Below are 19,775 nucleotides of genomic sequence, written 5' to 3'. Positions count from 1 at the left end.
TTAAATACTGCGTATTAATCAACAAAAACTTGCGCTTTTTGTTTAACCTATACTACGGTTAAGAAGCGATAGAGTTTTCAACTTCAGAAATACTATCTTCAGTGGAATCAGGATCTTCAATTTTCGCTACTGACACCACCTTTTCTCTACTTTCTGTTTTAAATAGAGTTACTCCCTGAGTGCTACGTCCTGCAATCCTGATATCATTTACTGAAATACGAATTAACTTTCCTTTATCTGTAATAAGCATTATATTATCACCCTGCTCAACTGGAAAACTAGCAACAACATTACCATTTCTGCTAGTAGTAAGAATATTGGTGATACCAACACCACCCCTGTTAGTTACTCTATACTCATACGCAGAAGTTCTTTTACCAAAGCCATTTTCAGTAATAGTTAATATAAACTCCTCATTCACTGCAAGTTTTAAGAATAATTCGTTATCTATTCCTAAATCATTTAAAGTCTTTTCCAATTTAGAATCAATGGAGTTATTAATTGCAGTTCCCAGTCTTTTTGCAAGTGGAACTTTTAAGTAAAGTTCTTTTGTTTCTGTTGCTACACCTATCCCATTTAATATGGTCATGGATATCACGCTGTCATTCTTTGCAAGTTTGATACCTCTTACGCCATCTGAATTGCGACTTTTAAATTGACGCACATCACTTACAATAAATCTGATACTTTTGCCGAATCTTGTTGAAAGAAAAACATGATCAATTGCATTGCATACTTTAACCGATATTAATTTGTCTCCTTCATCGAGCTTTATTGCTATTTTTCCATTGCTTGGAATATAGTGAAAGTCCGCTAAGGAGTTACGCCTTATGTTTCCATAGGCAGTAGCAAAAACTATGTTTTGATTCTCATCATTTTCACTTGGCAACGGCATGATATTAGTTATAGTTTCACCATCGCTAAGCGGGAATATATTAACAAGCGCTCTTCCACGTGCAGTTGGCTCTGCAAGAGGTAATTTATAAACTTTTAATCTATAAACTCGACCAATGTTAGAGAAGAACAAAACACTAGTGTGGGTATTCCCAACAAACAATTTTGTGGTTACATCCTCTTCTTTTAATCCTTGTCCTAGCTTTCCTTTTCCACCACGACGCTGAGTTCTATAATGAGAAAGCTTCACACGCTTGATATAACCATTCATAGTTACGGTTATCACCATATCCTCTTGTGGAATTAGATCTTCAGCTTCAATGTCCGTATCTGATTCCTCTATTGCAGTCTTTCGTGGTACGGCAAATCTGTTCTTTATTTCTTGTAAATTGTTTTTTATTTCTTTCATCAACTTCTCTTCTGAGCCAAGAAAAGCGATATATTCTTTTATCAGGTTGATCATTGAACTTAGCTCAGCTTCTAATTTGTCTTTTTCAAGGCCTGTTAAACGCTGCAGTTTCATATCAAGGATAGCCTTAATTTGTAGCTCAGTTAATCTATACACTCCATCTTTCAAAAAACTTGCGCTATCTGAAATCAACTCAATAATAGTGTTGATTTCATTCGAAGTTTTCCATTCTTTATTTAAAAGTTCTCTACTTGCTTCCGCAGGATCTTTTGCACCGCGGATGATTTTTATCACTTCATCTATGCTGAGGACCGCAATGTAGAGCCCTATATATATATGAGCTTTTTCTCTCGTTTTTCTTAGACGAAATTCTGTTCTCCTGATTAACACTTCTTTTCTAAAGTCAACAAAAGCAGCTATGATTTCTTTTAACGACATCAAAGCAGGCCTGTTGTTATTGAGCACTAAAGTGTTAACACTAAAACTGCTTCTTAATGGAGTAAGTCCCAATATTTGATTAAGTATAAAACTTGCTTCAGCATTTCTTCTGAGGTCAATTACTACTCTAATACCAGACTTATCGGACTCATCCCTAATCTCTGTTATGCCATCAATTCTTTTTTCTTTTACAAGCTCACCTATCTTCTCAATTAATTTTACTTTATTTACTTGGTAAGGTATTTCATCAATCACTATTGCTTGCCTATCTTGCGGCAGGTCTTCTATGTGAGTCTTGCCTTGCACAACAATTGATCCACGACCTGTGGCAAACGCTGATCTTATTCCAGACCTGCCAAGAATTGTTCCCCCAGTTGGGAAATCCGGCCCTGGCATCACTTCAAGTAACTCATCCAAAGTCACTTCAGGATTATCTACATATAACATACAAGCATCTATTATTTCTCCAAGGTTGTGAGAAGGAATATTGGTTGCCATACCAACTGCAACACCACTTGCACCGTTTACCAATAGATTCGGAAACTCTGCAGGCAGCACAACAGGCTCTGTTTCATTTCCATCGTAGTTTGGCCTAAAATCAACTGTATCTTCATCAATATCATTCAGTAAAAAGTGCGACACTTTTTGAAGTCTTGCTTCTGTGTATCGCATTGAAGCTGGTGGATCTCCGTCTATCGAACCAAAGTTACCTTGCCCATCAACAAGTGGTAAAAGAAGAGAGAAATCTTGGGCCATTCTAACCAAGGAATCGTAAATAGCTGCATCACCATGTGGGTGATATTTCCCCATTACGTCCCCAACTATACGAGCTGCTTTTTTATATGGCTTACCGGCATCGAATCCAGCTCTTGACATTGCATATAATATGCGCCTATGAACAGGTTTAAATCCATCCCGCACGTCAGGTATAGCACGGCTTATGATAACGCTCATTGCGTAGGAGAGATAAGAATCTTCCAGCTCTTTTACTATTGAGATTGGTACTATATTATCCTGCATTTTCTATACTTTAATTGAAGTAATTAATAATACTAACATTCAGTTAAGCAAATGGGCAATGACAGACTTGAACTGCCGACCTCCTCGGTGTAAACGAGATGCTCTACCAGCTGAGCTAATTGCCCCTTTAGATGTAATTCTATAGCTCAATATTATTATTGTAAACAAAAATAGCAATAAATTGTATCCGTTCAGCAGAGTGGCAAAATAGGTAGACAAGGTGATCTAAAAAGATAATCATAGAGTAAATGTGAGGTAAGTCCTTACAATAAATGGTGTCATCCAAGTAGCCGACACTGGGATCCAGAAAAAAGAATGGTGTCATTCCAGTGCTTGACACTGGAATCCAGCTTTTTCATAATCATTAAAACGTTGTATTTTAACATAAAACAGCTATTTTTATGCTCGCCAACTTAATAAAATTCCTGGATCCCAGTGTCAAGCACTGGGATGACACCCTCCTGATGGGCCAAAATCACAATGTTCGTACAGTTATGCATTTGTTGTGCAAATTACCTTTGCAAACAAATGTTCGTACAGCTGTGTGTCACACACTTTGCTTCAATATTTGCACATTAGCCACTCCCTTGAACAGATACGATAAATTAGATTTAGGTAAGCTATAAGCTTTTATGAAATCTTTGAGTGCGTGCTGTGAAGTTTTATAAATTTTAGTCTTGCTGTCACTTTGTATAAAGGTATTTTTTCACTCACATCTTTCGAAGTTGTAGCCATGTTTAACAACTTTAAGTAGAATATTGTAGCATTTTGAAAATCTGAAAGTTTATCTAGAATAACAGCTAGATTATAGGTATAAAAAATATTGTTTTCATCAAGAGAAATAGCAGTTGTCATATACTCTTTACCTTTTACATAATCCTCCTTTTTCATATAAATCAGACCTAAATTTGCTAATAAAGGAGCATAATTTTTATGTATATCATACAATTTTAACATTTCACTCAACGCCAGATCAGGATCATATTGTGAGATTATTGTCAGAAAATTTTTTAATATGTAAGGGTTACTAGGGTATTCTTTTAACAGTTTTGTGTAAATCTCTACAGCTTTTTTGTATTCTTTATTAGCGTAATAAATATTCCCTAGTCCAATCAAAGCATTTTTATGATAAGGAAACTTTGCGATAATCTGATTAAGGAGAGAAATAGCTGTTTCATTATCTCCTAACTCAAAGGAATCTTTTGCTTTTTTTAAAGTAGAGTATATGTCAAAACTCTTGCCAGAATTCTGCGAAATTTTGATATTAAATTTGTCACTTTTTCTCTCAATAACATCAAGATCTTTATATTTTTTATCAGCTTTTATATGCTTGACAACATTATCGAAGGCCTTCTGTATCTCCAAATTTTCACTAGCATAGGTAACAGAAGACCTCCATAAAATCACAACGCAAATTAACATGCAGATAAACATAGGTCCTAGTGTTGTGGCATTGGCTGCAGCGTATAACCAGTAAACCTTATTTCTTTGAGCTATGCGTAACACATTACAAATTCATAAATGCTAAATTACCTATCTCATACAATAATAAAGATATTATTAATTAGTGGGACGAACATGCTGTGTAGCTTTTCAGAATGCATTTATCTTTTGTCTTCCATATTTCGCTTTATTTCCACAAAAATGCTTCAATTTATCTTAACATTTTGTCAACTACCTTTGTAGATTTAAAAGGGCATTTTTACATATTCCATATGGCTGCCAGTTGCACCCCTCACATGCGTACTCGAATTTCTCTAAAGACATTTTCTCCCTAATCTCTTCTACCGCTTCACTCCAGGTCAAAGTCTCGCCAATTTTAATTCCTAAAATTTCCATATGCCTTCTATCTAGCTCTAAAACTTTAGCTTGTTCGGTGCATTTACCTTGTTTAGTCTGGTTTGGGCAAGCACTACAAATACTATCAAGGTTACCAACTACTTCGATTTGAGTACTAACCACTTCACTTGCTATCTTCCTATAATTTTCTACAAAACCCTGAGAATACCCATATCCCCGAAACGCGAGGGTGCACATAAAATGATGAGGGCGAAATTTTATCATTTTTTCAAATATTGCAAAGCTGCTACAAGTAGAAAAATTTTTATCAAACCAGGAAGGATAAATGGTAAAACACCCACCATTATTGCTTGTTCTAGACCCAAGTAAACAGCAAGCCAACTAACACCACAAATAAAGATTATAACTGTACCAGCCAGACAACTTAAAGAATTACATACAAATGATTTATACTTAGAGTTCAGTAATTCATTTACTTTGCTCATTACCATAACAGCAGCTAAACAGCCAATTAAATATCCACCTGTTGGTCCAAGGAGAGCGTGATAACCACCAGAAAAATTTGCAAGAACAGGCAATCCTGCTGCACCAAGTGATAGATATGTAAGCACAGAATAGAATGCTGTTCTGCGGTTAAATTTAAGCCCAATAAGCATTACTCCTAAAGTTTGCAATGTGATAGGCACAGGCTGCAATGGTATGCTTATTTGAGCCATCAAGAATAAAAGTAAAACGCAAGACAATATTTCAGCCAGTGTTGATCTGTTGCTAGATTGTGTTATAAACATACTTCCCCAATAAAAATAACTTATTAAATGTAATATATGTATATGAGAGGTTTTGCAATTTAAATTTTGCTTATATTGTGCTACAATGAATTATTTATGCACTATTAAATTAAAAATGATGAGTAAACAAGATCTATTATCGTTGATGAAAGCAAGACACAGCGGACGTTCATACGATCCTACAAGAGCAATATCTCAGGAAGACATGGATATTTTAATGGAAGCTGTAAGGCTGACTCCCTCATGTTTTGGTGATGAACCCTGGAGATACGTAATATGCAACAAACAGAACAATCAAAGCGCATGGGAAAAGCTGCTAAATTGCCTTGATGAATCTAATCAAAAATGGGCAAAAGATGCACAAATACTAATTATATCTCTAAGCGCTAAGAATTTCCGTAAATCTGACAAAGGTGAAAATTTTTGGGCTAATCACGATACTGGTGCAGCAAATTATGCACTTATGCTACAGGCTGCAGCTATGAACTTAATGGCTCATCAAATGGGTGGATTTGATAGAGATAAAATAGTAGAAAGATTCAACATATCCGATGATTTTAATGTAATGTCAGTGATAGCGGTTGGTTACGAAGAAGAGGGCGCTGAAACAAGTAAGAAAAAAAGGAGACCAATAGAAGAAATATTTTTTTATGATGAGTGGCCAAGGTCCTGAAAATTTTATCAAAATGCACGGCACTGGTAACAACTTCGTTATCATAGACTCACGTTCAACAAACAATTTAGACTGGAACCATAGACAAATTGCTGATCAAAGCAGTTGTGATCAAGTGATAATTATAACAATGTCTAATGCTGCAGACTGTTTTATGCATATCTATAATGCTGATGGCAGTCGAGCTGAAATGTGCGGAAACGCAGCACGCTGTGTTGGATATTTGATAATGTCAGAAAAAGGTACTGAGTATATCACTATTGAGCTGGTAAACAAACGCATTTTAGAGTGTTTTAAAGTGGGTGATAAATCCATAAAGGTTAACATGGGTAAACCTTTGCTAAAATGGCATGAAATTCCCTTGTCTACTCAATGTGACACTCTTCACTTACCTATAGAGCTTGAAATGCTAAAAGATCCTGTTGCAGTAAATATTGGTAATCCTCACATAGTTTTCTTTGTTGATAATGTAAATGAAATACCATTGCAAAGTTTAGGACCAAAGCTGGAAAATCACGTATTATTTCCTCAGAAAATTAATATTAGTATTGCACAAGTTGAAAAGTCTGGAGAAATAGCTTTAAGAGTTTGGGAAAGAGGTACAGGCATTACTGCATCATGCGGTAGTGCAGCCTGTGCAGCACTTGTTGCATCCACACTACGTGGATATCTGGCTGCCCAACAGACTTCAGTAAATTTACCAGGAGGTAAGTTATTAATCGAATGGGCAAATAACGTATTCATGACCGGTGATATAGGGTTTTTGTGACCCTAATTCTAGTGATGCATTACTTCCAATACCTTCTTACCAATCACTGCAGGGGTTTCAGCAATTGCAATCCCGGCACTCCGCATAACTTCTAGTTTTGCACCAGCACTTCCACCGCTGGAAGAGATGATTGCTCCAGCGTGTCCCATACGTCTTCCTGGAGGTGCCGTTTGACCTGCTACAAAACCAACGATTGGCTTTTTAGTTTTTTCTGTTTTCACAAAATGTGATACATCTTCTTCTTCGTTTCCACCTATTTCACCAATAACTACAATACCATGAGTATCGTCATCTTTTAAAAAGAGCTCCATACAGTCAACAAATGTCATACCATGAACTGGATCCCCCCCAATTCCGATACATGTGGATTGACCAAGACCAACAGCAGTTGTTTGTGCTACTGCTTCGTAAGTTAAAGTTCCAGAGCGAGACATAATTCCTATGTGTCCACGCTTATGGATATGGCCAGGCATAATTCCTATTTTGCACTCTTCAGGCGTAATAATTCCCGGGCAGTTGGGACCAACCAATCGACTTTTTGAATCAACAAGCGCGCGCTTAACTTTCACCATATCAAGTATAGGAATGCCCTCTGTAATACAAACTATCAATTCTATTTTTGCATCTATTGCTTCAAGTATTGCAGCAGCAGCAAATTTAGCAGGTACATATATAACTGTAGCATTTGCACCGGTTTTTTCTTTGGCTTCTGCTACAGTATTAAAAACTGGTAAACTAAGGTGAGTGCTACCACCCTTTCCAGGAGTTACACCGCCAACCATTTTCGTCCCGTAGTCAATAGCTTGCTCTGAATGAAACGTACCTTGTGCACCAGTAAAACCCTGGCATATTAATCTTGTATCTTTATTTACTAAAACGGACATGCTTTATTTTACCTCTTTTACTATCTTTTGCGCAGCATCACCCAGTTCATCTGCAGCAATAATATTTAATCCTGACTCTTCTAAGATTTTTTTTCCTTCCTCAAAATTAGTACCTGATAACCTAACCACTAAAGGAACTTTAATACTCATTTCTTTTGCAGCCGCAACAATTCCACTTGCGATAATATCGCAACGCATTATACCACCAAATATATTAACCAAAATTCCTCTTACGTTGCTATCAGACAATATGATTTTAAATGCTTCAGTTACAGTTTCTTTACTCGCTCCACCACCAACATCCAAAAAGTTAGCAGGCTCTGCTCCGTAGTATTTTATTATATCCATTGTTGCCATAGCAAGACCTGCACCATTTACCATGCAACCAATACTGCCATCCATTTTGATGTAACTGAGCCCATACTTTGAAGCCTCTATCTCTTCTTTCACTTCTTCATCATAATCACGAAGTTCCATAATTTCTGGGTGACGATATAAAGCATTATCATCGAAATTAATTTTCGCATCGAGCGCAATAAAATCTCCAGAATTTGTTTCAACCAGTGGATTAATTTCAATTTGGCTCGCGTCAGTTGCAATAAACGCATCATATATTTTTTTTGCAATGTTCGATATCTTTTCTATTTGTTCTGGACTCAAATGAAAACTGCTGCTTAACTTGCTGCTATCAAAACTTGTAGCAGAATCAATATCAAATTTCACAATTTTTGCAGGAGAATTTTTTGCCACTTCTTCGATGTCCATTCCACCTTCTGAGGAAAATATGAATATTGGCCTACTGAGCTTCGGGTCGATTACCAGGCTTAAATAATACTCTTTCTTAATGCTTGAGCCTTCTTCAACGTACACTTTTCTTACTTGCTGCCCACTTGGCCCTGTTTGATGAGTAACTAAAGTCATACCAATCATGTCCTTTACAAACTGTTGAGCTTCTTCAACTGACTTTGCTAGCTTTACGCCACCGGCTTTACCCCTACCACCTGCATGAATTTGAGCTTTAACTACAAACACGTCAGATTTTAATTGACTTACTTGAGTCTTTACTTCTTCCGCAGATGTAGCAACAAAACCTTTTGGCACTGGGACATTAAATTTATGCAACACTTCTTTCGCTTGATATTCGTGAATATTCATAAAATAACCAATGATAAACTATTAACTTGAGTACAAACTACCAACCATAACGCTGCCTTCTGCACTCTTGTTGGTACCTCTTTTTTTTAGCTTCAGCTTTCTTTTTAGCTCTTTTTTCTGATTTTTTTTCATGATATTGTTTTTTCATTTTCAACCCTCTTCCTTCCTTTTGAATTGTTTTTTTCAATACTGGAAGAGCTCTGTCTACATCACCATAATGGACTGATACTTCTATCAAACTCTATACCTCCTTCGGTAATCATTTCAAAATCTATTTATAAATTAGAAAATTAACATTGTCAATTATTTTATAAACTTGAGCGTTAAAATGTAATATGCCATAATTTACATGGTGAATAATGTCATTCCAGTGTCAGCTACTTGCTTACTGATGGAGATTGCTCTTATGTTACAGCGTTCTTACAATTATACTAACATCGGGGCGGAGAGATTTGAACTCCCGACCCTTTGGTCCCAAACCAAATGCGCTACCAGGCTGCGCTACGCCCCGACTTCTTTACTCAGGCTATCAATAATTCAGGCAAAATGCAAGGTTCATTTGTTTATTTTAGAAAAAATATAATATAAGAGGTTGTCCACAAACCAAGGAATACGTAGTATATAAAGAAAGAATATTGAGGTAAGAGATGAGGAAAAAATATCCAACAGATTTAAGTAAAAGGGAATGGGCAAGAATAGAAAAACACTTCAGAGTATCGTACAAGAAAGGAGGAAGGCCACCAAAATACAGTAAGTGTGAGATAGTAAATGCAATTCTTTATATACTGCGCACAGGATGTCAATGGTGCTATTTACCACACGATTTTCCGCCGTGGAAGGCTGTGCATGAACAGTTTAGAAGATGGAAAAAGCAGGGAATTTTTGAGAAAATGAACTATGATATCACTAAATATAGTAGGTCAAAAATGGGAAGAAATGAGGAGCCGAGCGCATGCATAGTGGACAGTCAATCGGTAAAAACCACGGAAAAAGGGGGGTCAAAGGTTATGATGGTGCGAAAAAGGTAAAGGGGAGAAAAAGACATATAATCACAGATACTCAAGGATTTGTGCTTGGTTGCTATGTAGGAGCTGCAAGCGAAAATGACAGAGATGGGGTGAAGATGGCATTGGACGATATGAAGGAAAAATACAGCAATATTAAGAAAATGTGGGCTGATATGGGATACCAAGGAAAATATTTAAAGGATTACGTAAAGAGAGAATATGGGATAGATATTGAAATTGTCAAAAGGCCTCCATGTAGGTTTTGGGTGCATAAAGATACACCACTAGAACTATTGCCACAACGGGATCCTGGATTTTCAGTACAGCCGAGAAGGTGGGTGGTAGAGAGGACTTTTGCTTGGATCAATAGAAATAGAAGGCTATCAAAGGAGTACGATTTACTTACAACATCTACTGAAAGTTTCATATATCTGGCTATGAGTAAAGTTATGTTAAGTAGGGAATATGCTTGATTTACTGGTTTGTGGACAACCTCTAATAGTGACGTTGTTTGTTATAAAAATTTCTATGTATTCAAATATTGCAGTTCTAGTTTGTTGAGCAGAGTGTTGTGAAGTATCAATAAGTATTTCTCTTTTCAATGAGCTAAAGAAGCTTTCTGCAACAGAATTGTCGTAACAACAGCCTTTATTACTCATCTATATTCTTTACAGCTAAGAGATATTGATACCCTTGCGCAGTATATTGTGAACCTTGGTCACTGTGCAGCAGTAGATTTTTAACAGGTTTACGCCTATTAATGGCCATTAATAAAGAGTTCATAACCAATTGTTTATTTATTGCACTACTCATTAACTACCATACGTGAGAATTATTGCTGCCAAATATAGCCATCCCTCCTTGGTTTTGATGTAAGTAATCCCATACTTTATTTGGTTGATCAACAATAAAGTTTTGATCTAGTATATTGGGAGCTACAGCTCTATTATCTGTTTGTTGTTTTTTAATTTTAAACTTTCTTCTCAGTATAGCCCTGATGTCATTTTTCTGCATAATACTTTGCACCGTTTTCAAATTGCAACTTTTACCCAAAGCCTTCAATTCAGCATGAATTTTAGGAGCTCCATATCTACATTTAGAAACTTGATATATTTTTTGAATAGCTGCGAGTAGCTCTTTATTTGCTGATTCTCTACTGCTTATTTTTCTTGTGGTCCACTTATAGTAGCCACTAGCAGAAAATCCTACATAATTCCTGTACTTTATAGCAGTTACTATGCTCTTTTATAAAAAAATATTTTACTCTTTTTGACTGGCCAGGGCTTTTTTTTAAATGTCTCTTTTCCTTGTTACTCTTGCTAACTCTCTTTGTAAATCAAACCTCTCTTTGTCGTAAGGAGCCATGTTACCTCTACCTGGAAATGCATCTGCTGCCGACTTTTTTTCGTTGTGTTTCTTTATCCATTTTCCTAATAAACCACCCTTTATTCCTAAATCCTTTGCTATTTTTGTAATTGTTTGACCTGCCTTTCTTTGTTCATTTGCCAGTTTAACAGCTTCCAATTTGAATTCTGCCGTATATTCTCTTGCCATTTCTAATCCTCCAAAATTTTATTTTACCCGAAAAAACTCTTTTCTTTCTCTCCACTTTTTCTGGGTAAGGTCACTATTTCTTAAGTAATTTACACTTCAGAGTTTATCTGCTTTAAAGTTTACTCTATTCTGTTTCAGCATTTGTCATAAATCCTTAATTATTTCTGACTTTTTAGTTCAGTTTTTAACCATTCTTTCCTTAACTTAATGGCAGTGACAATAAGCCTATCTATCATTCTGATGTGATTTCAGTTTTTTTTACATGCAAACTTTCTAATCCCACCTTGTAGTTAGGGTAAATTAGAGAGACATTAAGATCTTTTTTAATTTTAACATTACTTACTTTTTTTGATCCTAAATAAAAACTCTGTGCATAATCTGGTAAGGAAGAAACCTCAATTGGCTCTGGAGGGCTAACATTGAGAAGTTTGGTTGCATACATTACCACTTCAGATTGTGTAGTGGGTAAATCGTCTGCACAATTGTATATTTCACCAGGTTTTATGTTTTGCATGGAAGAAAATAGAATATTCGATATATCTTCAACGTGAATACGAGAAAAAAAATGCCCTTCCTTTTTCACATTTCTTGCTTTGCCAAGCTGCAAGTCAATTAACACGTTCCTATTAGGGCCGTATATTCCAGCTAAGCGAAAAATATGTACAGGCAATCTGCTATTTAGCCACTTCTTTTCAGATTTAAGGCGCTTTTCTCCTCTGATTTCTATAGGTTGTGTTTCAGATTCCTCATTCACCCAATTACCAGAGTGATCACCATAGACGCTAGTTGCAGACAAATAACCGAACCATTTGACATTTTGCAGGCAATCACTGTATCTCTCCACAACATCATCGCCATCTGGAGGAATAGAAATTAAAACGTGCGTTGCGCTTTTAAGCAGATCTTGACTAACTTTCTCATAATTAAAGAGGATTACATTTTGTATATTTTTACTTCTTGATGTGCCACTGACTTTCCAACCTAAGTTCAGTAATTTTTTCGATAAAAATTTAGCTACATATCCATAACCAAAGCAAAACAAGTGCATGAAAATTAATTTTTAAAGTTCTTCTTGATAAATTCTACTCCTAATTTTATCCCCTCTTCATTAATAATATGCCCTAATCCATGAATTGGGTGCCCTTCAACATTTATTCCATTTTCTTTCAAAGCTTTAACCGCTAAGTCGAGAGACGAAAAAGGTACCACGTCGTCAGCATCACCATGGATAACACATATGTTAGGTTTTGATTTGATCTCTGGTGCAGCTTTTGAAGGTGAAAGAAACCTACCAGAGTATGCAACAACTGATGCACAGGATTGAGAGCGGGTAAGAGCTGTATGTATTGCAAGCATTGCTCCTTGAGAAAATCCAACTAAAGAAAGTTGCGTATCTTTTAAATTAAGCTCCTTTAATTTTGTATCAATGAAATGATTTACAATTGATGTAGCATTTTTTACTCCATTATATAGCGCCTCCTCACTACGATCTTCCAAGCTGAACCACTGATAACCGTCACCTATTTCTCTCTTAAACGGAGCATTGGGTGCTACAAAACATGAACCCAGTAAAAACTTGCTCATAACTTTAGCAAGGTGAACAAAATTATCACCACTTGAGCCCCAACCATGTAAAAAAATAATCAAATTTTTCTTATTTCCATCTGCACAAATTTCTGGGCCGTTAAGTTTAATCATCTCTTTTCCTTTTGCATTTATATCTTTATTTAACACTAATTTTCAAATTTGTAAAACCAATTTGAAAAACGACAAATTCGTCATTCCGCTACTCGTTAGCGGCTGAGATACCGCGCACAACTGTACGAACGTTGCAATGTGACACGATGTTGCATAATAAATGATGTCATTCCAGTGCGTGACACTGGAATCCAGCTTTTGATCGAAAATGTTGCATAGTGCACAATCAATTTTTCTAGATCCAAGTAGTCAAGGCACTGGGATGACATCATAGGGGTGCTGGGATGACACCTCTGAGCACTGCCGTCATAAAGGAACCAGTGTCAGCTACTTTCATGATATCAATAATTGACCTCGACTTACCGTCCAACTAGAAAGTTGTACATAAAATGACAGAAGAGACTCGCGTTAGATATTATTTATTTACTTTCGATCTTTTCTATCAATTTTTTAACTAAACCTCTTAGCCTCTTACTGGATTCATCAAGCTCTTGAATTTGCGAGCTGCGCTCTTTCATCAGTTCCTTATAGTTACCTTTTATGTAGTCAATCATTTCCTTCATCTGAGCAATCATCTTGTTGATATCCATACCACCCAAATCAGGTATCATGTTAGGCATAGCGCCTTCTAACATACTGCCAGCCATAAGCTGCTGAGATATTTGCATAAATGGTTTTAAAGTCTGATTAAGCAATTCAGGATCCTTGGCTAATTTTTCTATTTGCTCTTTGCAAGTATCCATATACTGCTTCATAAATTCATCTTCTTGCACTTTACCTGTCATAATTACACCTACTTGAAAATATCGATTTTCTATTATATATTGTTTTTAAATTAAAAACAATACAAAATACTCATCACAATTGCATTAATACTCTTTAAACAATAAAAAATGCTCCTTTGCTTATAAAGGGTCACATACTTTCTTTAACCACTCCTTATCTTTGACGCTATTTTCTAAGTTTTTATAGACAAATCGATGATAGTCATTTATCCATTCAATTTCATCTTTAGTAAGCATTTGCACGTCTATTAGCCTTCTGTCATACGGAATAGAGGTCAGTTGTTTAAAGTTTAAGAAGCCATTTTCTTGTCTGTCAACATACATCAGATTTTCAATTCTTATTCCATACTCTCCCGGAATGTAATAACCAGGTTCGTTGGAAAGTATCATGCCTGGCGTGAGTTTCACTTTATTTCCCTTTGATATTGCTTGTGGTCCTTCGTGTACTGATAGGTAACTTCCTACTCCATGCCCTGTACCATGCATATAGTCCATTCCAAATTTCCATAAATGCGTACGTGCCAATATATCCAATTCTCCACCAGTAGTGCCAGGAAGAAAGATGACACTTGCTACAGCAATGTGCGCTTTCAATACTATTGTATAGCGGGTTATTTGTTCATCAGTGGGATTGCCAATTGCTACAGTTCTTGTCACATCAGTTGTGCCGTCAAGGTACTGACCACCAGAATCAATCAAATACAGTCCATCTTTCTGAATTACTTTATTCGTCTTACTGCTTGCACGATAGTGAATTATTGCCCCATTCTCATTAAATGCTGAAATTATTGGAAAACTTAGTTGCTTAAACAAATTCTGCTCTTTTCTGTATTCTAAAATCTTTTCTTCAGCTTCTAATTCTGTCATTTCATTGAACTTCTTATCTGAATAATTATCATCTTCCTTGGTGTCATTCCAGCGCGTGACGCTGGAATCTATGTTTTTTTCCTGGATCCCAGTGTCAGCTACTCGGATGACAGTAAATCTATTAGTAAGCCAATGTAGGAAGTTTGTAACTGTCACTCCATCTCTGATATGCGCATTTATAGCCCCAGCTATTTCAGTTTGGTTTTTTGCTGCTTTATAAATTAGACAAGGATCTTCTCTCTCAGCTACCTGTTTATTTTTTATTACAGCCATGATACTCATTGGAGTTGTGCTTGGATCTATAACTATTGAATTTAGCTTGTGCAGCGAATTTTCTAGCTCACTAATATCAAAAATATTTATATGATTGCCTAAATTTGCTTCTATAGTTGAATGTTCTTTATCTTGAATAAACAAATCAACATTACCGCTTTTATACAATATAGCACGGCCCAATATACATGGAGTATATTTAGCATTTTCATTTCTTAAATTTAATAACCATGAAATTGAATTTGGATCAGTTAAAAGCACTGCTTCAGCTTCTTTATCTATACTTTTAGCGACTTTTTCACATTTGTCCTTACTACTTTCACCAGCATATTTAATAGAATGTAAAATCACTGCTTGTTTTCGATAGTCACTTTTTTTTCCAGCTAAACAGGGTATTAATTTACAGATATTCTCATACTTTCTTATATCTTCTATGGTAAAATATTGCAAATAATAACCTAGTGAGGCAGTCGATGTTAAGTTTGCTTTTATCCATTCGCGTGGATCCTCTTCTTGTATATTATATACTTGAAAATTGCCCTGATCGAGCTGATTGTGAGCTTGTGTGATATAGCGTCCATCTGTAAAAAATGGGCACTTGTTGTTTTTTGTAACAATGAGCAGCCCATTTGTTCCTGTGAAGCCACATAACTTGGTTAACTCGTCTGAATATTCATTTAAATATTCGTCTTTAGTATGCAACACAAATGCATCAACGTTTATTTCGTGCATAAAAGAACGAAATTCTTTGATTTTTGACATGGAATACCTCACACAAAATTAGCAGCTACTTTCGTTTTCCTGTTTCTCAAATACACTAATATGCTAACTATCGCTGCGGGAGTGATGCCTTGTATTTGCTTTGCAATGCCAATTGTTGCTGGTTTTATCGTCTGCAACTTTTCTATTACTTCACTTGACAAGCCTTTAACTTGTGAATAGTTGAAGTTGATTGGAATTTGAGTATTGATTTCTTCTCGTAAAAACTTCATATCTGCTTCTTGTCTTATTAGATAAGGTTTGTATTTTGCTTCAATTTCAACCGCTTCGCATATTTCATTCTTAGTTATGCTACCCACTGCGGCGTCATTCCAGCACTCCATTTTGTCATTCCAGCGCGTGACGCTGGAATCTACATTTTTTCCAGTGTCAGCTGCATCCGTTTTGTTATCATTCCAGTGCTGGATCCCAGTGTCAGCTACTCGGATGACATGAGAGTGTCCTGAGATGACGGAAGAGGATCCAGTATCCGTTGTGCAGCGCGTGACGCTGCTTAACTCCGGCCATATTTCTTGTAATTTATTCCAGTCGATATTTGGGTAGCTAAGTAGATCTAGTGCCGTTTTTCTTATCCCATCATAAGATATTTTGATACCATAAGACCTAAGCTGCTCAGGAGTAATCGTCAGACTCCCTAACTTCTCTTCAAGCTGCTTAATGGATTCAAGTTTATTCTGTAAAACAGAGTATCTCTCATGCGAAACAAGGGAAATATCATAACCTTTTTGTGTTAATCTTCTATCTGCATTGTCTGACCTGATAGCTAGCCTATATTCTGCACGTGAGGTAAATAATCTATAAGGCTCGATCACCCCTTTGGTGACCAGGTCGTCTATCATTACGCCGATATACGAATCTGTACGATGGAGAACAAAGCTTTCTTTTTTTTCAGATGCAGAGAGTGCTGCATTAATTCCGGCAATAATTCCTTGCCCTGCTGCTTCTTCATATCCAGTAGTGCCATTAATTTGGCCGGCAAAATATAGACCTTTGACTTTCTTGGTTTCAAGAGTATGAAACAGCTCTCGTGGGTCAATATAGTCATACTCAACTGCATATCCAGACCTCAATATTTCTGCATTTTCAAGTCCTTTAATACTCTTTATCATTTCACGCTGCACTTCAACAGGCAATGAATTTGAAATTCCGTTTGGGTATACAGTATCATCATCCAGCCCTTCTGGTTCTAAAAATATTTGGTGGCTACTTTTTTCTGCAAATTTTTTAACTTTAACTTCAATTGATGGGCAGTATCTTGGTGCTATAATATCATCCAAATATGAAGAAGCTGACCTGTGAAGGTTCTCTCGAATTATTCTATGTGTATTTTCGTTAGTATGAGTAATAAAGCATGATACCTGAGGTTGGTTAATTTTTTCTGTTAAGTAAGAAAACGGCACAGGTGGACTATCACCCACTTGTTCTTGCAATATTGACCAGTTTATAGTGCCACGATCAAGCCTTGGCGGAGTTCCGGTACGCAATCTACCTAATTTAAAATTATATTTCTTCAACGTATTTGCAAGTTCTACGGCAGGCTTATCTCCCATTCTCCCTGAAGGAGTTACCTGCTCTCCTATATGAATCACACCCCGCAGAAAAGTCCCTGTAGTTAGAACGACTTTACTTGTCAGTATATGCTCCCCTGAGCTTGTTATTACAGCTTTAATGCACAATTCTCCATTGTTATTACTCTCTATAAGAAAATCGTCAACCGACTCTTCTTTTACCGTCAAATTATTATAATTTAGAATAATTTCCTGTATTGCTTGCTTGTATAATTTTCGGTCTGCCTGTGCACGCGGGCCCCATACTGCTGCACCTCTGCTGCTATTTAAAATGACTGAGTGTATACTTGCTTGATCGATTGCTCTTCCCATTATTCCATCAAGAGCGTCAACTTCCCTGACTACAACGCCCTTTGCAACTCCTCCGATTGCTGGATTGCAGGACATTTCTCCTATAGTTGAAATTTTATGAGTTATAAGCAGCGTGTTTGCACCAAGGCGAGCTGCTGCTGCTGCAGCTTCGCACCCTGCATGACCACCACCTACTACTACTACATCATATTTATGCATGCCTTCTTGAGTAATTCTTACTCTACTAATATTCTAACTATTAGCGGTTAATGTCAAATTTTACAGTAATTAACTATTTCAATCATCAGTGGCCAATGTATAGCTAACTCACGTCATACCGTCACGGTATCTCTAGATCCCGCTAACAAGCAGCGGGATGACGGTTTTTCAAATTATCGGGTTTTAGTGGGGCGAGCGACCAGGATCGAACTGGCGACATTCAGTACCACAAACTGACGCTCTACCAACTGAGCTACGCCCGCCAAGATATAAAATATCTAACATACGAGCGCAAATAGTCAATTGATTATTTAACTCTCCTTTTGCAGAGGGTTTTAAGTTTAGCCAATAAATATTTTCATTGATACTTTTACCATTATAGTTAATTGTATTGACACTAATGAAGTAGTGGTATGTTTAAAAGTATTTTCACATTTAGTTTTTTTACGGCTATTTCAAGGATCTCAGGGTTAATAAGAGATGTATTGATTGCTACGGTTATTGGTGCAAACTCTCTTGCAGACATATTTTTTTCTTCGTTTCGCTTTGCCAATCTATTTCGAGCATTTTTTGCAGAAGGAGCGTTCACTACCTCATTCATACCATTATATTCGACAGAATCATATGATAATAAAAAGGCATTTAATTTTGCAAGTAGTGTAATATCCATTACGTTTATTATCTTAGTAATTTTTTGCCTTATCATGCAAACTTTCTCCCCTTATATGATTCAAATTTTTGCTCCTGGATTTGACCAAAGTAAGTTTACCCTTACTGTTACTTTATCAAGAATTATGATGCCCTACATAATCTTTGTTTCAATTGCATCACTTATTGGTGGAATGCTGCAAGTAAAGCAGCATTTTGCTTCAACAGCTATTGCACCAATCGTTTTGAATCTCTGTTTAATCATCAGTTTGTTTGTGCCTTACGTAAAAACTCCAGCGCACAACCTTTCTATAGCTGTCCTTATAGGAGGAATTTTCCAGCTACTTTTGATACTATTTAGTGCATACAAGTTAAAGGCAGCTTTTTCTTTTAGCCTTGAATTAAGCAATGAAGTAAGGTTATTTTTTAAGCGTGTGATACCTGCAATTATCAACAATTGTGTAACTCAAATAAGCTTATGGATTGATACAATCATGGCGAGTTTTATACCAAATGCGGTGTCCTATATATATTATGCCGATAGACTAAATCAACTACCGCAGGGAATAATCGGTACTGCAATTGGCACAGTGCTTCTTCCTTTAATTTCAAAACAGGTGGATAATACTGAAAATATAGTCAAAATACAGAACAAGGCTCTCAACATAGGATTAATGTTAATTATGCCAACAACTGCTGCCTTTATCATTATTCCCGACATAATTTTACTTACGCTTTTTTCTTACGGCCGGTTTGATCATTATGCAGTGCAGCAAACTGTTCCCACTTTAATAGCATTTTCTCTTTCTTTACCTGCATTTATTATAAATAAAGTATTGCTACCTACATTTTTTGCTAAAGGCAATCTGAAAATACCAACCATATTTTCGCTAATGTGTCTTGGAATTAATGTAGTGCTAAACCTTTTGTTAATGAACGAGTATCAGCATACGGGGATTGCTATTGCTACTTCCGTTTCCACTTGGATAAACTCTATTCTATTAATTAGTTATTTAACAATAAATAAAATGTATAAGGTTAGCCAAGCGTTATTGTTAAATGTCATGAAAATTTTTGTAGCAACGGCAGTCATGTCAATAGCCCTTTATATTTTTAATTCTTTGTTGGCAGGATTATTTTTTGATAAAATGTTGGCTCGTATTGTTTATTTAACGACTTTAATAGCTTTGAGTGGTATTGTTTATTTTGGTATTCTCTATTTAATATTTAAGGGAAACTTTAAGCATGTGTAAAT

At 36.2% G+C, this 19,775-nt stretch carries 21 protein-coding genes and 3 tRNA genes; 4 read left to right on the top strand and 20 right to left on the bottom strand.

The window, feature by feature from the left end; genetic code table 11:
* Positions 1-58: 58 nt before the first annotated feature.
* The 5 genes from gyrA to AAGD70_RS06740 all read right to left on the bottom strand — a co-directional run bounded on the left by gyrA (position 59) and on the right by AAGD70_RS06740 (position 5,349).
* The gene (gene gyrA, locus AAGD70_RS06760) at positions 59-2,761 is read right to left on the bottom strand and encodes a DNA topoisomerase (ATP-hydrolyzing) subunit A (protein ID WP_065094454.1); all 2,703 of its coding nucleotides are present in this window, start codon (positions 2,759-2,761) and stop codon (positions 59-61) included.
* Between the two features lie 52 nt (positions 2,762-2,813).
* Positions 2,814-2,886: transfer RNA gene (locus AAGD70_RS06755), tRNA-Val, on the bottom strand.
* A gap of 505 nt (positions 2,887-3,391) precedes the next feature.
* Positions 3,392-4,267, bottom strand: coding sequence for a tetratricopeptide repeat protein (locus tag AAGD70_RS06750; RefSeq protein WP_065094453.1), 876 nt, complete (start codon positions 4,265-4,267; stop codon positions 3,392-3,394).
* Positions 4,268-4,435: 168 nt separating this feature from the next.
* Complete coding sequence (locus AAGD70_RS06745) at positions 4,436-4,825, bottom strand: DUF1284 domain-containing protein (RefSeq protein WP_065094452.1); 390 nt, start codon at positions 4,823-4,825, stop codon at positions 4,436-4,438.
* Positions 4,822-5,349: a biotin transporter BioY gene (locus AAGD70_RS06740; RefSeq protein WP_065094451.1), complete on the bottom strand. Its 528-nt coding sequence runs from the start codon at positions 5,347-5,349 to the stop codon at positions 4,822-4,824. Before AAGD70_RS06740 ends, AAGD70_RS06745 begins: the two co-directional genes overlap by 4 nt.
* 85 nt (positions 5,350-5,434) lie before the next feature.
* Between AAGD70_RS06740 and AAGD70_RS06735 the strand changes: the two genes are divergently transcribed.
* Positions 5,435-6,022 carry a nitroreductase family protein gene (locus AAGD70_RS06735; protein ID WP_065094450.1) on the top strand — a complete coding sequence of 196 codons (588 nt, stop codon included), beginning with the start codon at positions 5,435-5,437 and terminating at the stop codon, positions 6,020-6,022.
* The gene (gene dapF / locus AAGD70_RS06730; RefSeq protein WP_174525398.1) at positions 6,003-6,791 is read left to right on the top strand and encodes a diaminopimelate epimerase; all 789 of its coding nucleotides are present in this window, start codon (positions 6,003-6,005) and stop codon (positions 6,789-6,791) included. The genes AAGD70_RS06735 and dapF overlap by 20 nt, the downstream gene beginning before the upstream one ends.
* Before the next feature lie 8 nt (positions 6,792-6,799).
* Here dapF and sucD read toward each other — a convergent pair whose 3' ends face one another.
* The 4 genes from sucD to AAGD70_RS06710 all read right to left on the bottom strand — a co-directional run bounded on the left by sucD (position 6,800) and on the right by AAGD70_RS06710 (position 9,341).
* On the bottom strand, positions 6,800-7,675 hold the full coding sequence (sucD, locus tag AAGD70_RS06725) for a succinate--CoA ligase subunit alpha (protein ID WP_065094448.1): 876 nt from the start codon (positions 7,673-7,675) through the stop codon (positions 6,800-6,802).
* Between the two features lie 3 nt (positions 7,676-7,678).
* Complete coding sequence (gene sucC / locus AAGD70_RS06720) at positions 7,679-8,830, bottom strand: ADP-forming succinate--CoA ligase subunit beta (protein WP_065094447.1); 1,152 nt, start codon at positions 8,828-8,830, stop codon at positions 7,679-7,681.
* A gap of 37 nt (positions 8,831-8,867) precedes the next feature.
* Positions 8,868-9,068 carry a 30S ribosomal protein S21 gene (gene rpsU / locus AAGD70_RS06715; protein ID WP_006279819.1) on the bottom strand — a complete coding sequence of 67 codons (201 nt, stop codon included), beginning with the start codon at positions 9,066-9,068 and terminating at the stop codon, positions 8,868-8,870.
* 199 nt (positions 9,069-9,267) lie between these two features.
* Positions 9,268-9,341: transfer RNA gene (locus tag AAGD70_RS06710), tRNA-Pro, on the bottom strand.
* 136 nt (positions 9,342-9,477) lie between these two features.
* Here AAGD70_RS06710 and AAGD70_RS06705 point away from each other — a divergent pair.
* Positions 9,478-10,310 (top strand): IS5 family transposase gene (locus tag AAGD70_RS06705; protein WP_341814070.1). Its coding sequence is split into 2 segments (ribosomal slippage): positions 9,478-9,844 and positions 9,844-10,310, totalling 834 coding nucleotides; the frame shifts between segments, so codons are not numbered across the junction.
* Here the strand turns inward: AAGD70_RS06705 and AAGD70_RS06700 are convergent.
* The 11 genes from AAGD70_RS06700 to AAGD70_RS06650 form a co-directional block, all read right to left on the bottom strand.
* A complete protein-coding gene (locus AAGD70_RS06700) occupies positions 10,290-10,496 on the bottom strand; it encodes an IS3 family transposase (RefSeq protein WP_341814083.1) in 207 nt (68 codons plus the stop codon). The two genes, AAGD70_RS06705 and AAGD70_RS06700, sit on opposite strands and share 21 nt — an antisense overlap.
* The gene (locus tag AAGD70_RS06695; protein WP_010082071.1) at positions 10,489-10,650 is read right to left on the bottom strand and encodes a DDE-type integrase/transposase/recombinase; all 162 of its coding nucleotides are present in this window, start codon (positions 10,648-10,650) and stop codon (positions 10,489-10,491) included. Before AAGD70_RS06695 ends, AAGD70_RS06700 begins: the two co-directional genes overlap by 8 nt.
* A 3-nt stretch (positions 10,651-10,653) precedes the next feature.
* Positions 10,654-10,950, bottom strand: coding sequence for an IS3 family transposase (locus AAGD70_RS06690; RefSeq protein WP_094189604.1), 297 nt, complete (start codon positions 10,948-10,950; stop codon positions 10,654-10,656).
* A 177-nt stretch (positions 10,951-11,127) separates the two neighbouring features.
* Positions 11,128-11,391: a transposase gene (locus AAGD70_RS06685; RefSeq protein ID WP_244663059.1), complete on the bottom strand. Its 264-nt coding sequence runs from the start codon at positions 11,389-11,391 to the stop codon at positions 11,128-11,130.
* A gap of 232 nt (positions 11,392-11,623) precedes the next feature.
* The gene (locus AAGD70_RS06680; RefSeq protein WP_065094788.1) at positions 11,624-12,439 is read right to left on the bottom strand and encodes an SDR family oxidoreductase; all 816 of its coding nucleotides are present in this window, start codon (positions 12,437-12,439) and stop codon (positions 11,624-11,626) included.
* Between the two features lie 5 nt (positions 12,440-12,444).
* The gene (locus tag AAGD70_RS06675) at positions 12,445-13,089 is read right to left on the bottom strand and encodes an alpha/beta hydrolase (RefSeq protein WP_065094789.1); all 645 of its coding nucleotides are present in this window, start codon (positions 13,087-13,089) and stop codon (positions 12,445-12,447) included.
* A gap of 95 nt (positions 13,090-13,184) precedes the next feature.
* Positions 13,185-13,361 carry a hypothetical protein gene (locus tag AAGD70_RS06670; protein ID WP_156518012.1) on the bottom strand — a complete coding sequence of 59 codons (177 nt, stop codon included), beginning with the start codon at positions 13,359-13,361 and terminating at the stop codon, positions 13,185-13,187.
* Positions 13,362-13,508: 147 nt separating this feature from the next.
* On the bottom strand, positions 13,509-13,874 hold the full coding sequence (locus AAGD70_RS06665; protein ID WP_065094787.1) for a hypothetical protein: 366 nt from the start codon (positions 13,872-13,874) through the stop codon (positions 13,509-13,511).
* A 120-nt stretch (positions 13,875-13,994) separates the two neighbouring features.
* Positions 13,995-15,776, bottom strand: a complete 1,782-nt coding sequence (locus AAGD70_RS06660; RefSeq protein WP_065094786.1) for an aminopeptidase P family protein — start codon at positions 15,774-15,776, stop codon at positions 13,995-13,997.
* Positions 15,777-15,784: 8 nt separating this feature from the next.
* Complete coding sequence (gene mnmG, locus AAGD70_RS06655) at positions 15,785-17,872, bottom strand: tRNA uridine-5-carboxymethylaminomethyl(34) synthesis enzyme MnmG (RefSeq protein WP_065094785.1); 2,088 nt, start codon at positions 17,870-17,872, stop codon at positions 15,785-15,787.
* 187 nt (positions 17,873-18,059) lie between these two features.
* Positions 18,060-18,135 (bottom strand) — tRNA-His (locus AAGD70_RS06650).
* Between the two features lie 150 nt (positions 18,136-18,285).
* Here AAGD70_RS06650 and murJ point away from each other — a divergent pair.
* Positions 18,286-19,773 carry a murein biosynthesis integral membrane protein MurJ gene (murJ, locus tag AAGD70_RS06645; RefSeq protein WP_065094784.1) on the top strand — a complete coding sequence of 496 codons (1,488 nt, stop codon included), beginning with the start codon at positions 18,286-18,288 and terminating at the stop codon, positions 19,771-19,773.
* Positions 19,774-19,775 lie beyond the last annotated feature (2 nt).

Origin of the sequence: Wolbachia endosymbiont (group A) of Nomada flava (genome assembly GCF_964027055.1) — a bacterium.
Taxonomy (GTDB): domain Bacteria; phylum Pseudomonadota; class Alphaproteobacteria; order Rickettsiales; family Anaplasmataceae; genus Wolbachia; species Wolbachia pipientis.
Note: the sequence above shows the minus strand (reverse complement) of the source record. Positions and strands in the feature narration are given on the sequence as shown.

Excerpts from the sequence above, each read along its gene's own strand:
- mnmG (WP_065094785.1), bottom strand. The coding sequence starts at position 17,872 with ATGCATAAATATGATGTAGTAGTAGTAGGTGGTGGTCATGCAGGGTGC.
- AAGD70_RS06740 (WP_065094451.1), bottom strand. The coding sequence starts at position 5,349 with ATGTTTATAACACAATCTAGCAACAGATCAACACTGGCTGAAATATTG.
- AAGD70_RS06685 (WP_244663059.1), bottom strand. The coding sequence starts at position 11,391 with ATGGCAAGAGAATATACGGCAGAATTCAAATTGGAAGCTGTTAAACTG.
- AAGD70_RS06695 (WP_010082071.1), bottom strand. The coding sequence starts at position 10,650 with ATGAGTAGTGCAATAAATAAACAATTGGTTATGAACTCTTTATTAATG.
- murJ (WP_065094784.1), top strand. The coding sequence starts at position 18,286 with ATGTTTAAAAGTATTTTCACATTTAGTTTTTTTACGGCTATTTCAAGG.
- AAGD70_RS06745 (WP_065094452.1), bottom strand. The coding sequence starts at position 4,825 with ATGATAAAATTTCGCCCTCATCATTTTATGTGCACCCTCGCGTTTCGG.
- AAGD70_RS06700 (WP_341814083.1), bottom strand. The coding sequence starts at position 10,496 with ATGAGTAATAAAGGCTGTTGTTACGACAATTCTGTTGCAGAAAGCTTC.
- AAGD70_RS06660 (WP_065094786.1), bottom strand. The coding sequence starts at position 15,776 with ATGTCAAAAATCAAAGAATTTCGTTCTTTTATGCACGAAATAAACGTT.
- AAGD70_RS06680 (WP_065094788.1), bottom strand. The coding sequence starts at position 12,439 with ATGCACTTGTTTTGCTTTGGTTATGGATATGTAGCTAAATTTTTATCG.
- dapF (WP_174525398.1), top strand. The coding sequence starts at position 6,003 with ATGAGTGGCCAAGGTCCTGAAAATTTTATCAAAATGCACGGCACTGGT.
- gyrA (WP_065094454.1), bottom strand. The coding sequence starts at position 2,761 with ATGCAGGATAATATAGTACCAATCTCAATAGTAAAAGAGCTGGAAGAT.
- sucC (WP_065094447.1), bottom strand. The coding sequence starts at position 8,830 with ATGAATATTCACGAATATCAAGCGAAAGAAGTGTTGCATAAATTTAAT.
- AAGD70_RS06670 (WP_156518012.1), bottom strand. The coding sequence starts at position 13,361 with ATGATGTCATCCCAGTGCCTTGACTACTTGGATCTAGAAAAATTGATT.
- AAGD70_RS06665 (WP_065094787.1), bottom strand. The coding sequence starts at position 13,874 with ATGACAGGTAAAGTGCAAGAAGATGAATTTATGAAGCAGTATATGGAT.
- AAGD70_RS06675 (WP_065094789.1), bottom strand. The coding sequence starts at position 13,089 with ATGATTAAACTTAACGGCCCAGAAATTTGTGCAGATGGAAATAAGAAA.
- sucD (WP_065094448.1), bottom strand. The coding sequence starts at position 7,675 with ATGTCCGTTTTAGTAAATAAAGATACAAGATTAATATGCCAGGGTTTT.
- AAGD70_RS06735 (WP_065094450.1), top strand. The coding sequence starts at position 5,435 with ATGAATTATTTATGCACTATTAAATTAAAAATGATGAGTAAACAAGAT.